This window comes from Marichromatium sp. AB32, from assembly GCF_003718675.1.
In the GTDB taxonomy this organism is placed as follows: Bacteria; Pseudomonadota; Gammaproteobacteria; order Chromatiales; family Chromatiaceae; genus Marichromatium; species Marichromatium gracile.
Genome location: NZ_RHFJ01000001.1, coordinates 79,445 through 92,889, shown reverse-complemented (window position 1 = coordinate 92,889; position 13,445 = coordinate 79,445). Strand labels below are relative to the sequence as shown.

At 65.8% G+C, this 13,445-nt stretch carries 14 protein-coding genes and 2 pseudogenes; 3 read left to right on the top strand and 13 right to left on the bottom strand.

The features are described 5' to 3' along the window. Nucleotides 1-79 precede the first annotated feature (79 nt). Together EBL85_RS00460 and EBL85_RS00455 are read left to right on the top strand one after the other, a co-directional pair. Nucleotides 80-646: an NUDIX hydrolase gene (locus tag EBL85_RS00460; RefSeq protein WP_005223698.1), complete on the top strand. Its 567-nt coding sequence runs from the start codon at nt 80-82 to the stop codon at nt 644-646. Between the two features lie 22 nt (nt 647-668). Continuing rightward, nucleotides 669-1,379, top strand: coding sequence for a type 1 glutamine amidotransferase (locus EBL85_RS00455; protein WP_223805970.1), 711 nt, complete (start codon nt 669-671; stop codon nt 1,377-1,379). Between the two features lie 419 nt (nt 1,380-1,798). Here EBL85_RS00455 and EBL85_RS00445 read toward each other — a convergent pair whose 3' ends face one another. The 5 genes and pseudogenes from EBL85_RS00445 to EBL85_RS00425 form a co-directional block, all read right to left on the bottom strand. After that, nucleotides 1,799-2,419, bottom strand: a complete 621-nt coding sequence (locus EBL85_RS00445) for a V-type ATP synthase subunit D (protein WP_123141852.1) — start codon at nt 2,417-2,419, stop codon at nt 1,799-1,801. Between the two features lie 18 nt (nt 2,420-2,437). Continuing rightward, a complete protein-coding gene (locus EBL85_RS00440; protein WP_123141851.1) occupies nt 2,438-2,725 on the bottom strand; it encodes a YkgJ family cysteine cluster protein in 288 nt (95 codons plus the stop codon). After that, nucleotides 2,715-4,094 (bottom strand): V-type ATP synthase subunit B, encoded by a 1,380-nt coding sequence (locus EBL85_RS00435; protein WP_123141928.1) that lies wholly within the window; start codon nt 4,092-4,094, stop codon nt 2,715-2,717. The genes EBL85_RS00440 and EBL85_RS00435 overlap by 11 nt, the downstream gene beginning before the upstream one ends. A 221-nt stretch (nt 4,095-4,315) precedes the next feature. After that, nucleotides 4,316-4,432: pseudogene (locus tag EBL85_RS17360) on the bottom strand (transposase); the annotation flags it as partial. Between the two features lie 133 nt (nt 4,433-4,565). Then, a complete protein-coding gene (locus EBL85_RS00425; RefSeq protein ID WP_123141850.1) occupies nt 4,566-5,069 on the bottom strand; it encodes a hypothetical protein in 504 nt (167 codons plus the stop codon). 448 nt (nt 5,070-5,517) lie between these two features. Here EBL85_RS00425 and EBL85_RS00420 point away from each other — a divergent pair. Beyond that, a pseudogene (locus tag EBL85_RS00420) lies at nt 5,518-5,884 on the top strand (transposase); the annotation flags it as partial. A gap of 294 nt (nt 5,885-6,178) precedes the next feature. On the opposite strand, the gene EBL85_RS17030 reads toward EBL85_RS00420, so the two are convergent. From EBL85_RS17030 to EBL85_RS00385, 8 genes are all read right to left on the bottom strand, one after another. Beyond that, on the bottom strand, nt 6,179-6,655 hold the full coding sequence (locus tag EBL85_RS17030; protein ID WP_148040501.1) for a hypothetical protein: 477 nt from the start codon (nt 6,653-6,655) through the stop codon (nt 6,179-6,181). Nucleotides 6,656-6,797: 142 nt separating this feature from the next. Then, nucleotides 6,798-8,612, bottom strand: coding sequence for a V-type ATP synthase subunit A (locus EBL85_RS00415; RefSeq protein WP_369964106.1), 1,815 nt, complete (start codon nt 8,610-8,612; stop codon nt 6,798-6,800). Next, a complete protein-coding gene (locus tag EBL85_RS00410) occupies nt 8,605-9,246 on the bottom strand; it encodes a V-type ATP synthase subunit E (protein ID WP_123141848.1) in 642 nt (213 codons plus the stop codon). Before EBL85_RS00410 ends, EBL85_RS00415 begins: the two co-directional genes overlap by 8 nt. Then, the gene (locus EBL85_RS00405; protein ID WP_082806062.1) at nt 9,230-9,607 is read right to left on the bottom strand and encodes a V-type ATP synthase subunit F; all 378 of its coding nucleotides are present in this window, start codon (nt 9,605-9,607) and stop codon (nt 9,230-9,232) included. Before EBL85_RS00405 ends, EBL85_RS00410 begins: the two co-directional genes overlap by 17 nt. Nucleotides 9,608-9,614: 7 nt before the next feature. Beyond that, entirely contained in the window at nt 9,615-10,064 is a 450-nt protein-coding gene (locus EBL85_RS00400) for an ATP synthase subunit C (protein WP_005223689.1), read from the bottom strand. 33 nt (nt 10,065-10,097) lie between these two features. After that, nucleotides 10,098-11,984, bottom strand: coding sequence for a V-type ATP synthase subunit I (locus tag EBL85_RS00395; RefSeq protein ID WP_123141847.1), 1,887 nt, complete (start codon nt 11,982-11,984; stop codon nt 10,098-10,100). Further along, nucleotides 11,984-13,057 carry a V-type ATPase subunit gene (locus EBL85_RS00390; RefSeq protein ID WP_123140184.1) on the bottom strand — a complete coding sequence of 358 codons (1,074 nt, stop codon included), beginning with the start codon at nt 13,055-13,057 and terminating at the stop codon, nt 11,984-11,986. The genes EBL85_RS00395 and EBL85_RS00390 overlap by 1 nt, the downstream gene beginning before the upstream one ends. Before the next feature lie 9 nt (nt 13,058-13,066). After that, nucleotides 13,067-13,384: an ATPase gene (locus tag EBL85_RS00385; RefSeq protein ID WP_123140185.1), complete on the bottom strand. Its 318-nt coding sequence runs from the start codon at nt 13,382-13,384 to the stop codon at nt 13,067-13,069. Nucleotides 13,385-13,445: the final 61 nt, after the last annotated feature.

Sequence of the window (13,445 nt, the reverse complement as noted above, 5' to 3'; positions counted from 1 at the left end):
CCGGAGCAGACGGCCCGGAGGCGCGCTCGGCCCTTGCGTGCGACGCCCCGCAACGCATTGATAGCGAAACGAGGTTGCCATGTCCGAAGCCCGAATCATCAACTGCGAGACCCTGTACGCCGGCAAGGTGATCGACGTCAACCGCGAGCAGGTAGAGCTGCCGGACGGCGCCGAGGTGGCGCTCGAGATCGTCCGCCATCCCGGTGGTGCGGCCACGGTCGCGCTCGACGACCAGGACCGGGTCTGTCTGCTGCGCCAGTTCCGCCACGCTGCCGGAGGCTGGCTGTGGGAGCTGCCCGCCGGGCGCATCGATCCCGACGAGACGCCGCAGCGCACCGCCGTGCGCGAGCTGGCCGAGGAGGCCGGGCTGGTGGCTGAGGAGTGGAACGATCTTGGGCCGATGCACGCCTCGCCCGGGGTGTTCACCGAGGTCATCCATCTGTGGCTGGCGCGCGGGCTCACCAGCCAGCCGGTCGCGCACGAACCCGGCGAGCTGATCGAGGTCCACTGGCTGCCCTTCAGTCAGGCGCTCGACTGGTGTCATGACGCCACCATCACCGATGCCAAGACGCTGATCGGACTCTATCGCGCCAAGGCGATGATCCAGAACGATCTCGACCTGCTCTCCGAGGGTTCGGGTTGCTGAGGTCGTGATGATGAATGATCCGATGCGCGTTTGTGTCCTGCAACATGTCCCCTTCGAAGCGCCGGGGGCGATCGGCGACTGGGTGCGTGCCCGCGGCCACGCGCTGCAGGTGGTGCGGCTCGATCTCGGCGAGCCGCTGCCCGCGCTCGCCGAGATCGACTGGCTGGTGGTGATGGGCGGTCCCATGGGGGTCGATCAGGAGCAGCGCCATCCCTGGCTCGCCACCGAACGCGCGTTCATCTCGCGCGCCATCGGCGCCGACAAGAACCTGATCGGCATCTGTCTCGGCGCCCAGCAGATCGCCGCCGCGCTGGGCGCGCGGGTATGTCGCAACCCCGAGCGCGAGATCGGCTGGTTCCCGCTCGAACTCAGCGCCGAGGGTCGCGCCTCGGGGCTGTTCGCGGCGCTGCCCGAGGGGTTCGAGGTCTTCCACTGGCACGGCGACACCTTCGCCCTGCCCGAGGGCGCGCAACCGCTCGCCGCGAGCGCCGCCTGCGCCAACCAGGGCTTTCTCTTCGAGGGCCGGGTGCTGGGGCTGCAGTGCCATCTGGAGGCGACCACCGAGGGCGTCGAGCGGCTGCTCGTCCACTGCGCCGACGAACTCACCGAGACCGGCCCCTTCGTGCAATCGCCCGAGCATATTCGCGCCCAGCCCCCCGAGCACTACGCCCGACTCCACCAGGCCCTGTTCGCGCTGCTCGACCGGATGGTGGAACTGGGTCGGGAGCTTTGAGCGGCGAACAGGAGCGTCCAGGCACCAGCCTTCAGCCTCCAGTGGGGAGGGCTGGCGCGCCTCGCCCGACCGGTCATCGATCGTTCGGGATGGGGTGCGTGACCGGATGGCCTCGGCGCTGATCCTCAACGTCTTCGCACGGTCACGCATCCCACCCTACGAGCCGACGAATGCGCTACCAACGAGAAACCTTCAGTCTCCAGTCTGAGCCCCATGACTGGTGACTGGTGACTGGTGACTGGTGACTGGTGACTGGTGACTGGTGACTGGTGACTGGTGGCTGGAAGTTGACCGCTGGAAGCTGATTCGCAACCCACTCGCCGGGCACGCTGCGCTTTGCCCGGCCTACACGTCTGAACGCCTTTCTCTTCTATCGTCTTCGCGCCCTTCGGGTCTTTGCGGTTCAATTCTCCCGGCCGCTACCTCTGTCTCTCGCGCAGCAGCTTCACCTGGAACAGGGCGTTGCGTTCTTCCTCTTCCAGCGCCGAGCGGATGAAGCGGATGGTGCGCTGGTAGCGGGGGATGATGTTGTACTTGAGCGCGTTGACGCGTTTCTGCGCCTTGCGTTGCTCCTCCATCAGTCGGTGCAGCGCGGTCTCGACCTCGCCGAGACGGGCGAGCAGCACCGCGGCCTCGGCGAGATTGGCGCGGGTGGCGTCGAAGCTCGCATCGGTGCCGAGCAGGCCGACGGGCTTGAGCGGCAGGCGCTCGCTGGCCACCGCCGGGTACTCGACGCCGAGCGCGCGGTGCGGCAGGACGTTGACGCGCAGCGCCGGCTCGGCGCCGAGCGCGGCCTGACGGATGCCGCGACTGCCCATGCGCAGGTGGGTGAGGCTGAGGCAGTGATAGGCCGCGCCGAGCGCGGTCTCGGTCTCGCGCCGCAGCGCGCGGTACTCGTCGATGCGTTCGTAGACCAGCCGGGTGAGCAGCTCGCGCTTGCGTTCGAGCAGATCGTGTCCGGCGATCAGGAACTGCGCCTGCTGCTGTAGCCGCAGCAGGCTGCTCTTGGTCGGCGGTATCTTGATCAGCGATTCGGTCATGGTGCCTGGTTCCGGTGCTCAGCCCGAGGGGGCAAGGTTGGCGTCCTGGCGCGCGTCGATACAGTCGGGGCCGCCCATCTCGAACAGTCGACAGACCAGCGGGCGCTGCGCGTAGATGCGACAGCGCAGGGTGTCGCGATCGAGCGCGGCGCACCAGCCGTCGTCGAGCCGGAGCATGCAGGTCCGGCCCCAGGCGTCCTCGGTGAGGAAACGCGCCGGCACCCCGGTGTCGGTCAGGCATACCGCCTCGAGCCGACAGCAGCAGGCACGGCAGTCGGCGCAGTCGATGGTGTCGTCAGTCGTCATGGGGCAGGTGTCGCGCGAGGTCGGTTTCGTGGAGTCGGGTGAGCTGCTCGCGCGGGAAACGCGCCATCAGCCGCCAGGCCAGATCCAGGGTGTCGATGATCGAGCGTTCTTCGTGCTCGCCCTGGGTGACGAACTGGGCATCGAAGGCATCGGCGAATTTGAGGAAACGCTGGTCGCGCTCGGACAGCTCGTCGGCGCCGATGATCGAGGCGAGATTGCGGGTCTCCTGGGCGCGGGCGTAGAGGCTGTAGAGTTGGGCGGCGACCCGGGGGTGGTCCTCGCGGGTGTCGTCCTTGCCGATGCCGTCCTTCATCAGCCGCGACAGGCTCGGCGAGATGTGCACCGGGGGGTAGATGCCGCGATTGTGCAGCTCGCGCGAGAGCACGATCTGCCCCTCGGTGATATAGCCGGTGAGGTCGGGGATGGGGTGGGTGATGTCGTCCGAGGGCATGGAGACGACCGGCATCATGGTGATCGACCCGCGTCGGTCGTGGATACGGCCGCAGCGCTCGTAGAGTTCGGCCAGGTCGGAGTAGAGATAGCCCGGATAACCCTTGCGCGCGGGCACGTCGCCCTTGGCGGTGGCGACCTCGCGCAGCGCCTCGGCGTAGTTGGTCATGTCGGTGAGCACCACCAGCACGTGGTGGTCGAGATCATAGGCCAGATACTCGGCGGCGGTGAGCGCGGCGCGGGGGAGGGTGAGCCGCTCCACCGGCGGGTCGTCGGCGAGGTTGACGAACATCACCACGTTGCGCAGCACGCCCGAGTTGGCGAACTCGTCGCGGAAGAACTTGGCGTCGGCGTAGGAGACGCCCATGGCCGCGAACACGATCGAGAAGCTGGAGTTCTCGTCGACCAGCCTGGCCTGACGCACGATCTGGGCCGCGAGCCGGTTGTGCGGCAGGCCCGAGCCCGAGAAGATCGGCAGCTTCTGCCCCCGCACCAGGCTGTTGAGCCCGTCGATGGTCGAGACGCCGGTCTGGATGAACTCGCGCGGATAGGTGCGGGCGGCCGGATTGATGGCCGAGCCGCCCACCGGCCGCCGCAGCCCCGAGAGTACCGGCGGGCGCCCGTCGCGCGGCTCGCCGAGGCCGTTGAGTTCGCGCCCCAGGATCTCGGGCGAGAGCGCGATCTCCACCGGCTCGTCGAGGAAGCGGACCCAGGTGTTCTCTAGGTCCAGATCATCCGTGCCCTCGAAGACCAGAATCAGCACCTCCTCGTCCGCCGCGCGGATGACCTGACCGTTGCGGATCTGGCCCGCATGGTTCTCGATCCGCACCCGGTCGCCGAAGGCCACGCCCGGCGTGTCCCTGACCACCAGGAGGCCGCCCCTGGCTTCGATGGCGGTGCGGTATTCCTTGATGCTCATGATGCGATGATCCTCGTTCGGCTCGATCGAGCCGCACATGCTTGGGGGCTTGGTTGGCCTGGGAATTCACCCGCTTGTGGTTTCTGGAATGTCTGGCGCGGCTCAGCCGCACATAGAGCTTGCGAAACCCGGCGGATGGATGGCGCTTGGCCAGCGCACTCAGCGCTTTTTTCGATGACCTCCTTCAGGATCTTGTGATCCAGGCTCAGATCCACTCAGAAAATGCCGTTGAGCATCAGGCGGTCGTCCCGGCGTGGCCGACCCTTGCGCTGCGGAAGGGAAAACAGATCGGCGATCAGCGCCCAGGCCTCTTCTGGGGTTTCGTAACGTCTCGACATCTGGCCTCTTCTCCTGAAAAAACGAAGTCAGTGTATCAAGCAGGTTTTTCGTACAAACGGCAGGTTAGGTGAAACTGCTTGCCAAGAGAAACCCCGTGCTTAGTGGACTCGTCGACGCAGCGGGACTCTCGCCTCAATTAGGCTTCTTTGGGAGCGATACCGCGATGACCAAGGTTGCCACGACGATGACTGTCCACTCAATGGCCAATATTGACCAATCTATAGCCTCATTGCGGTTCAGGTTCCATAAAAGCTTGAATGCTTCCTCTTTGTCGCTGTAGTAAGAAGTTGATTCGGCATACTTGATCGGCGGGAACAAGCTCGAAAATATGAAAAAACCGCCCCCGGCTATTAGTGATTTATTGAAAGGCGGTAATTCTGTTGCCCATGCTGCAAGTTGACGCCTAAGAGCCCAGGCCGTTAGCAACATGGCAAATAAAAGTATTAAGAACCAGTTTTCCGCAATGATTTCTCCCACGCTGGGTCTGGGGGCGTAGTCCTTGATGTCCAGGCCCAGTTCATAGGCTTGGAGCTGCGGATCGACACCACGGTACTCCGCGAGCGCCGCGACGATCTCGGCCTCGGACTTGTCACCGAAAACATCAGGGGCGAGCTTGCGGAGTTCGTCGATAGTCATTGTGGCTATTATTTCCTATTCAATTCTATTGATAATTATCCGCGTGTAGGCGAATTGGTATCTTTGAGCCTCAGAGCGTCGGCTGTTTTTGGGCCAATGGGTAGTTACCCCATGATGGCCTCCGAGAGATTCAACGAGCGCGGACTATCGCTCCTTCCGGACTGTCGCATATGGCTCAGGCAACTTACTCATCCTGCGACTCGTCGTCGCCGCGCCGGACTGCACGTAGCAAGTAGATCGACTCTTTATCTCAGCGCTATGTGTCCGGTTGATGTCTCGGCGACGCGTACATTATAGGCTTGCGTCTTGCGTCTGTGGGTTTGTTGGGTTGACAGCCTTCTGGGAGGCTACGTTTTGTACGAAAAACCTGCTTGATACACTGACTTCGTTTTTGCAGGAGAAGAGGCCAGATGTCGAGACGTTACGAACTCCGATCTACCTGTTCTGAGATGCCAAGGGCGCTCCCTTGAGCTTTCTGCTCTCTCCGGGGCAGCACAGCGACATTCGCCATGCCCAACCGCTCCTCGATCAGGTCCGCTTGCCCAGCGCTCATCGAGGTCGTCCGCCACTACTGCGATCGGCGCGGTATCCGTCCGGTAATCTCGCAGCGCAAGGGGCTGCGCAACCCCAAGCCTGGCCGACCTCGGACGCTCAACAAGCCCAGCTATCGCAAGCGCAACGTCATCGAGCGGTTGTTCGGCTGGCTCAAGGCCTGCCGACGAATCGCTACCCGTTACGACAAGTTGGCGACCAGCTTCTCGGCAATGTTCACGCTTGCTTGCATTCGCAGATGCCTCAGGCATTACTTTTCGTAAAAAACGTAGATCGCGCCGAGATATTCTTCTGGTATTAGATGATTCGAGCGACTTCCCAAAGGAACAAAGCCCTTCGCGTTCTAGGATCACTCCGTAGGTTATGGTGTTTTTTTTGGCGCGACCTAACGTAACGATGAGTCTTCTTGTAGTTTTCTTTCGCGTAGTTCTGCAGCCTAGCTTCGGAGATCTTTACTGCGCGAGAAATTATTTCCTCTAGGGAGATTTTTCCAGCAGCACGCGAGTCTCTAATTTACTTACGCTAGACTTACTTTCTGGAATAGGGTGGTGGCGTTGTTATGTGCTTCGTAGCGCAACATTTCTGCTTTTGTTGTTCCAAGGTAAGTCGGTGTTGGTGCTTGTGTTAGAATAAATCAGTTGATCTTCAACTGATAATCGAAGAGGGTCTGGATTTATTAGCACAGTAGTGATCCCGATTTGCTTTCCTTCCTGAGCTAGCAGCCTTACTTTTTCAAGCTTGGATTGTGTCCCATTTGGCGTATTGAAAAGATGCTGTTTGATTCGTTCTATAACGAATCGTTGTGTTCTTTGTCCGATATACATGGTGCGCCAAGAGTCGGAGTCATTGTCTCTTGACCACAATGCATAAATATTAGCGCCATCACCCACTTCTTGCCTTATTGCTTTTTCGTTATTGGAGGTATTTTCGATTATTTTCGTGGTTTTATCGTAGGTGATAATGGTCGGTGTCCGGGAAAGTAGCTTATTGTTTGCGATCTCGACTAAAGAGTAAAATAAATCGATTGAAAGCATGGTGCTTTTTTGCTCTATAGGGTATTGAGTTGTGTTGGATGGAAATTATAAATATTATGTTGGGCTGATGTCTAAGTTTTAAGAGTTAGGCGGAATCTCTACGCCACTCATGATCTGCGACTTTTCGACAGCAATACATCTTTTACACGTCGGCTCCTCTATCCAGCTTCGCATACTCACCCCGAACACCCTCCATCGCCTCCTCCACCTCATCCCGAAACCCCTGTATCCGATCCAGCTCTTCGCTCGAATACAGTGACTTGATCCGGCGCATCTTGGCCAATAGCGGTAGGTTCTGCAGTTCCGAGACCGGCACGCCGAGTCGAATCAGCGATTCGCCGCTGCGGTAGATCTCGATGGCCAGATCCAGCAGGGCGAATTGCTTGGCCGGTGAGCAGAAGGTGTCGATGTCGTCGAGCGCGCTCTGCTGCAGCACGCCTTCCTTGATGAGCGCGGCGCCTTCCAGCTCCCAGCGCTGGGGGTCGGAGAGGGCCTCGGGGCCGACTAGGTTGACGATGCGCGAGAGTTCGGCGTCGCGGGCGAGGAGGGCGAGGGCGGCGGTGCGGCGTTGCTCCCAGTTCGGGTCGATCTCCTGGTGCCACCACTCGGCGGCGGTGTGGACATGCCCGGAGAAGCTGCCGACCCAGTCGATCGAGGGGTAGTGACGGGCGTCGGCCAGCTCCTTGGAGAGCGCCCAGAAGGTCTCGACGATGTCCTTGGTGTGGCTGGTCACGGGCTCGGAGAAGTCGCCGCCCGGCGGCGAGACCGCGCCGATCAGGGTCACCGAGCCGGAGGCCCCGGCGAAGGTCTCGACCCGTCCGGCGCGCTCGTAGAGCGCGGCCAGACGCGAGGCGAGATAGGCCGGGTAGCCTTCCTCGACCGGCATCTGTCCGAGCCGTCCGGAGACCTCGCGCAACGCCTCGGCCCAACGGCTGGTGGAGTCGGCCAGCATCACCACGTCGTAGCCCATGTCGCGGTAGTACTCGGCCATGGTCAGGCCGACATAGACCGAGGCCTCGCGCGCCACCACCGGCATGTTGGAGGTGTTGGCCACCAGCAGGGTGCGCTCCATCAGCTTGCGCCCGGTGTAGGGGTCGTCGAGCTGGGGGAAGGTCTCGAGCACGTCGACCAGTTCGTTGCCGCGCTCGCCGCAGCCGACATAGATGACGATGTCGGCGTTCGACCAGCGCGCGATCTGCTGCTGCACCACGGTCTTGCCCGCGCCGAAGGGGCCGGGGACCGCGCCCTTGCCGCCCTTGAGCTGGGGGAAGAAGGTGTCGATCACCCGCTGTCCGGTGATCAGCGGCGCGACGCCGTCGTCGCGGCGCCGGTAGGGGCGCGGCTGGCGCACCGGCCAGCGGTGATAGAGCCCGAGCCTGCGGCTGGCGCCGTGGGCGTCGCGCACCCGGGCGATGGTCGCCTCGAGGTCGTAGTCGCCGGCCGGGGCGATCTCCTCCAGCTCGCCCTCGATACCGGGCGGTACCAGCACGCGGTGCTCGATGGTGGCCGTCTCCGGGACGGTGCCGAGCAGGGTGCCGCCGCCGATCCGGGCGCCGGGTTCGAGCGCCGGGTTGGGGGTGAAGCGCCACTCGCGGGCGCGGTCGAGGGCGTTGAGGTCGATGCCGCGGCGGATGTGGTCGCCCGAGGCCAGGGCGATCGCCTCGAGCGGTCGCTGTACGCCGTCGAAGATGCCGCCGAGCAGCCCGGGGCCGAGTTCGACCGAGAGCGGTCGGCCGAGTCCGCGCACCGGCTCGCCGGGACGCAGCCCGTCGGTCGATTCGTAGGTCTGGACGATGGCATCGCCGCCACGCAGCGAGATCACCTCACCGAGCAGCCCGAGTTCGCCGAGCTTGACCTGCTCGCCGCTGCGTGCGCCGGGCAGTTCGATGGTGACGATGGGGCCGTTGATGTCACGCACCCGGCCGGTTCTGTTGGCGTCTTTCACGGCATCATCCATTGAACAGGTTGGCGGTATCGAGCCCGTTGGGGAGCAGGCGTTCGAGGATCACGCGCTGGATCTCGGGGCGCAGCCGTTCGAGCCGACCGGCATGGGTGTCGTCGATGCGCACCCGCCCCTCGGCGTCGCTGACCCGCACCCCGCCGAGGGCGGCAATCGGCTCCTCGACCAGTTCGGCCTCGCGCCCCTCGGGCAGCGCCGCGAGGATCGCCGCCCAGCGCTCGCGCAGCAGCACCAGATCGTGGGCGTTGGCCTCGACGCGCAGCCGCGGCTGCTCGATCAGCCCGGCATCGCGCACGATCAGCGTCGCGAGCCAGTCGCCATAGGTGTCGCGCTCGGCGATGAAGGCGCGCATCCGCTCCTCGAGGCCGCGCTCGACGGCCTGCATCAGGTTCCAGCGCACCCGGTCGAGATGGGTCTGGAGCTTCAGCTCGCTGGCCTGGACCTGTTGGCGGAAGCTGCGTTCGGCCAGGGCGCGGGCGACCTGCTCCTCGTGTTGCTCGCGCGCGCGCAGCCGCTCGGCGGCCTCGCGCAGGATGGTGTCGCGACGGCTGGCGGCGCGCGCCCGATACTCGGCGGCGAGGCGCTCGGCGCGCGCGAGGATCGCCTGTTCGAGTTCATCGACCTGGGTCATGTCGTTCCTCCGTCTCGTCGTCCGGCGCGGCGCCGAACAGCGCATCGAGCCGATCGGCCACCGCGCTGGACAGACGCGGCGGCTCGGCGCCGAGCGCGGGCACCGCGACCACCACGATGCGTCCGCCCTCGCGGCGGATGCGTTGCAGGCTGGGGATGTCCGCGGCCATCAGCGCGTCGTCGACCACCACCAGCGCCTTGGCCCGCGCGCGCAGCAGCCCGCGCAGCAGGCGCTCGACGGTCTCCGGGGCGGGGTTCTCGTGGGCCTCGAAGCCGATCAGCCGGAAGCCGTCGGCGAGCCGCTCGTCACCGATGAACACAAGCCGCGCCGGGGTGGCGGTCTCGGTGCTGGGGGTGTCCATGCCGCGCTCAGATCTTGTTGATGAGCAGGATCGAGACCACCAGCCCGTAGATGGCGATGCCCTCGGCCAGACCGAGATAGATCAGGGTGCGCCCGAGGTTCTCCGGCTTCTCGGTGATCGCCGCCAGCGAGGCCGCGCCGATCGGGCCGACGGCGATGCCGGCGCCGATGGTCGAGATCGCGGTGGGGATACCGGCGCCGATGATCGCCAGCCCCATGCCGAGGCTGATCTCGGGCGCGGCGGTCTCGGCGAGGGTCTCGGTGGCGGCCAGGGCGTCGTTGAGCCCGAGCACGAGCAGCCCGAGCTGGGCGCCGACGAAGACCACCAGCTGGGTGCCGAGCGCCGGGCGGAACCAGTCACGGAGCCGGGCGCTGGCGCGGGGGCGCAGCTCCAGCACCAGTCCGGTGAGGATCAGGCCGAGGATGGCCAGGGTCATGAGGGCGACGAGCCAATACATGTGACGCTCCTGATGTGGTGGATGGTGCCGGGGTCAGTCACGCGGCAGGCGCAGTGGCGCGAAGGCGTGTCCGTCCCCGGAGAAATAACGCGAGAACCCCTCGTAGTACTGCAGTCGCATCACCTGGATCATCACGATCCCGCCCTCGAGCACGATGATGAAGAGGTTGCCGAGGACCAGGGTGATGAGGTGGCCGACCTCGCCGAGCATCCCGGCGAGGGTGTAGACGGCGATGGCGAGCGCGACATGGTTGAGTCCGAAGGCGGCGACGCGGAGGAAGGAGAGGGTGTTGGAGACATAGCCGATCACCGTCTCCAGGGTGGCGATGAAGACCACCAGCGCGCGCTCGATCAGCGGGCCCTGTTGCTCGCGCCAGCTCGCCCAGGCCAGGGTGGCGAGGGCGAGCCCGGCGATGGTCGCCGGCCAGGGGGCGAGTGCGCCGTCCTCGGCGAGTCCGACCCCGGCGCCGACCAGCGCGAGATAGAACACCAGATTGACCGCACCGTGATGCCCGAGCACGGCGTCGCGCCAGCGCCCGACGGCCACCCGGTTGTAGATCGCCAGCGTACAGGCGAGGGTGATGAACCCCACCCCCCAGAGGAGCGCCAGGGTGAGCATCCGCAGCGGATCGGTGAGCGGGCTCATCCACAGCGCCGGGATCAGGTGCTCGTTGCCGAAGACGCTGCCGAAGACCAGTCCGAAGGCCATCGACGACAACCCGGCGAGCAGTCCGAAGGGCCAGAAGCGCCCGAGCCGTCGGCGCAGCAGCCAGGCGGCGAGCGCGATCACCGCGCCCTGACCGAGGTCGCCGAACATGCTGCCGAACATCAGCAGGAAGGTGACGGCGAACAGCGGCGTGGGGTCGACCTCGCCGTACTCGGGGATGCCGTACTGACCGACCAGGGTGGCGAAGGGCGCGAGCAGGCGATTGCGGGTGATCACCGTCGGCACCAACCTTCGCTCGTCGGCGCGCGGGTCGCGGGCACTCAGGGCGAAGGGATGCGGGAGGGTCTCGCGCAAGCGTTGTTCGAGCGCCTCGACCGCACTCGCCGGCACCCAGCCGGCGAGATGGGCGAGCGGTCCGCTGGCGCGCAGCGCCGGGTCGAGCGCGACCAGCGGGGCGGCGAGCAGCAGGGTCTGCTGCGCGGCAAGCAGCTGTGCGCGATGGTCGGCACCCCACTCGGCAAGCTCGCGTTCGAGCGCGGCGCGGCGTCGGGCGATGTCGGCGCTGCGCGTCTCGAGCTGCTGGCGTACCCGCGCCGGTTCGCGGTCGAGTTCGACCGGGATCGGCAGCGCCTGGAAGCCGGCGGCGGCGAGCACCTGGGGCAGTGACTCGGGGGCGGCGTCGCTGGGACCGACGATCACCACATGGGTCTGGTCGCCACGCTGCATGTAGACGTGGACCAGATAGTGGGCGAGCCCGAGCGCGCCGCCGAGCCGGGCGAGGTTCTCGCGCGGCACCATGCCGACATGGATATCGAGGAAACGGGTGTTGTTGCGCAGCACCGCCAGATCGATGTCGAGCGCGGCGAAGTTGGCGAGCGCGGCCTGGTGCTCGGCGACCAGGCGCGCCTCGTCGTCGAGCTGGCGCAGGCCCTCGGCATGGGCCGAGGCGGTCTGCCACAGCTCGCCGAGCCAGTGATCGAGCGCGGCGAGGGACTCGGGCTCGATCACCCGAGGCTGGTCGATGTGCTGCGGCAACGCGAGGTCGAGCAGCTCGGCGAGCTTGTCGAGCCGCTGTCGGGCACGCTCGTGATGGCGACGATAGTCGCGTGCCGGGGCGGTGTCGAGCCGCGCCTCGTCCGGGGCGCGCGCGTCGGGGTGGAAGAGACCGGTCTCGGCGAGCGCGAGCGAGGCGGTGGGCAGGTCCTCGGCGAGGACCAGCAGGCGGACGTGTTTCATCGCCGTGGGCGAGAGCATCAGGTCTCCTCTCGCCGGGTACAGGCCGCGGCGCGCCAGGTACAGCCCGAGGGGGCGCGCTCGAGCGCCGCGTCGATGGTGTGCTGGGCGAGACCGAGCAGACGCCCCTGGATGATGGCGAACAGCCTCAGCAGGTCAGCCTCGCGCAGCATCAGATAGGCCAGCGCGCGCGCTGGCGCCGAGTCGCCGTGGGCGAGCAGGGCGCGGGCGATGGTGGCGCTGTGGATGTTGACGCGTCGCTGCACCTCGGCGATGTCCTCGCTGCCGGCGAGCTGACCGGCGAGCGGCGCGGGCAGGGCCTCGATGACCGGTTCGAGCCCGTCGAGCGCGACCAGACGCAGCAGTCGCTCGCGTCCGAGCAGTCCGGTCGAGGGCACCAGCCAGTAGAAGGTCTCGGAGGGTGAGAGTCCGTAGCAGAGCCGGAAGCGCAGCAGCCACAGCAGGTCGACGCGGTCGAGCGCGGCGCCGATCAGGCGTCTGAGCGCGGTGCCGTGCGGTGCGCCGAAGGTGCGGACGTGGCGCGCCAGCCCGAGGTAGTAGTGCTGGTCGATCGCCGCCTCGAGGGCGAAGGGTTCGCGGCGCCGGGCATAGACCTCGCGTGCCTGGCGGGCGATCTGGCGGTAGGGACCGGTCTCGAGCTGGCGCAGCAGCTCCTCGACGCTCTCGGCGCGGAACAGGGTATGGATCGGCAGCCGGATCGGGGCGGGCAGGTCGAACAGTTGCTCGGCGATGGTCTCGGCCTCGAGCGCATGGAGCTTGCCGCGCAGCAGGGTCTTGAGGTTGTAGAGCGCATACTTGCGCCCCCAGGCGAGCATCAGCTCGCGCTCGTCGCCCTGCAGCGGTCGGATCAGCACCTGCAGCTCGGCGAGCAGCTGGTGGACCAGCGCCTGCTCGATGGCGCGGCTACGCGCGCGCGGTGATGGTGCGGCGTCGAGCAGGGCGTCGAGCCCGAGCTGGTCGACCAGGGCGCTCAGCGGCAGGGTGGCGAGTCGATCGATGGTGTCCGGGTCGTGCAGCCCCGTGGCCATCATCGAGACCCGGGCGTCGAGATAGGCGTGGTCGGCATCGGCCATGGCGCGGGGTCAGCGGCTGGTGTCGATCAGGACCTGGAAGGCGGCCTCGAGTGCCTCGGCCTCGCGCTGTTCGGCCTGATCGCGCAGGTGGACGTGGCGCTCGTCATAGCGACGTCGCAGCTGGGCGATGCTCTGTTCGGCGCGCTCTCCGGCCTTGGCGACGAAGCCCTGGCGCAGCTCCGGGATCCTGGCGGTGAAACGCGCCTGCTCGGCGTGGACCTCGGCCATCGCCTGATCGACGATCCGGCCCTGTTCGGTCTCGGCCTGCTGGGCGAGCCGCTCGGCCCGCATCTCGACATCGAGCAGTCGCTTGAGGGTGTCATCCATCGGTCGCGCTCTCGTCTGATCTGGGCATTCGCGACCCTAGCTTACGCGAAAGACGCCGACG

What these genes read in the sequence shown, in the direction of transcription:
- EBL85_RS00415 (WP_369964106.1), bottom strand. Translation starts at nt 8,612, where the DNA reads ATGGATGATGCCGTGAAAGACGCCAACAGAACCGGCCGGGTGCGTGAC.
- EBL85_RS00405 (WP_082806062.1), bottom strand. Translation starts at nt 9,607, where the DNA reads ATGGACACCCCCAGCACCGAGACCGCCACCCCGGCGCGGCTTGTGTTC.
- EBL85_RS00395 (WP_123141847.1), bottom strand. Translation starts at nt 11,984, where the DNA reads ATGCTCTCGCCCACGGCGATGAAACACGTCCGCCTGCTGGTCCTCGCC.
- EBL85_RS17030 (WP_148040501.1), bottom strand. Translation starts at nt 6,655, where the DNA reads ATGCTTTCAATCGATTTATTTTACTCTTTAGTCGAGATCGCAAACAAT.
- EBL85_RS00445 (WP_123141852.1), bottom strand. Translation starts at nt 2,419, where the DNA reads ATGACCGAATCGCTGATCAAGATACCGCCGACCAAGAGCAGCCTGCTG.
- EBL85_RS00440 (WP_123141851.1), bottom strand. Translation starts at nt 2,725, where the DNA reads ATGACGACTGACGACACCATCGACTGCGCCGACTGCCGTGCCTGCTGC.
- EBL85_RS00455 (WP_223805970.1), top strand. Translation starts at nt 669, where the DNA reads ATGCGCGTTTGTGTCCTGCAACATGTCCCCTTCGAAGCGCCGGGGGCG.
- EBL85_RS00435 (WP_123141928.1), bottom strand. Translation starts at nt 4,094, where the DNA reads ATGAGCATCAAGGAATACCGCACCGCCATCGAAGCCAGGGGCGGCCTC.
- EBL85_RS00460 (WP_005223698.1), top strand. Translation starts at nt 80, where the DNA reads ATGTCCGAAGCCCGAATCATCAACTGCGAGACCCTGTACGCCGGCAAG.
- EBL85_RS00425 (WP_123141850.1), bottom strand. Translation starts at nt 5,069, where the DNA reads ATGACTATCGACGAACTCCGCAAGCTCGCCCCTGATGTTTTCGGTGAC.
- EBL85_RS00410 (WP_123141848.1), bottom strand. Translation starts at nt 9,246, where the DNA reads ATGACCCAGGTCGATGAACTCGAACAGGCGATCCTCGCGCGCGCCGAG.
- EBL85_RS00400 (WP_005223689.1), bottom strand. Translation starts at nt 10,064, where the DNA reads ATGTATTGGCTCGTCGCCCTCATGACCCTGGCCATCCTCGGCCTGATC.
- EBL85_RS00390 (WP_123140184.1), bottom strand. Translation starts at nt 13,057, where the DNA reads ATGGCCGATGCCGACCACGCCTATCTCGACGCCCGGGTCTCGATGATG.
- EBL85_RS00385 (WP_123140185.1), bottom strand. Translation starts at nt 13,384, where the DNA reads ATGGATGACACCCTCAAGCGACTGCTCGATGTCGAGATGCGGGCCGAG.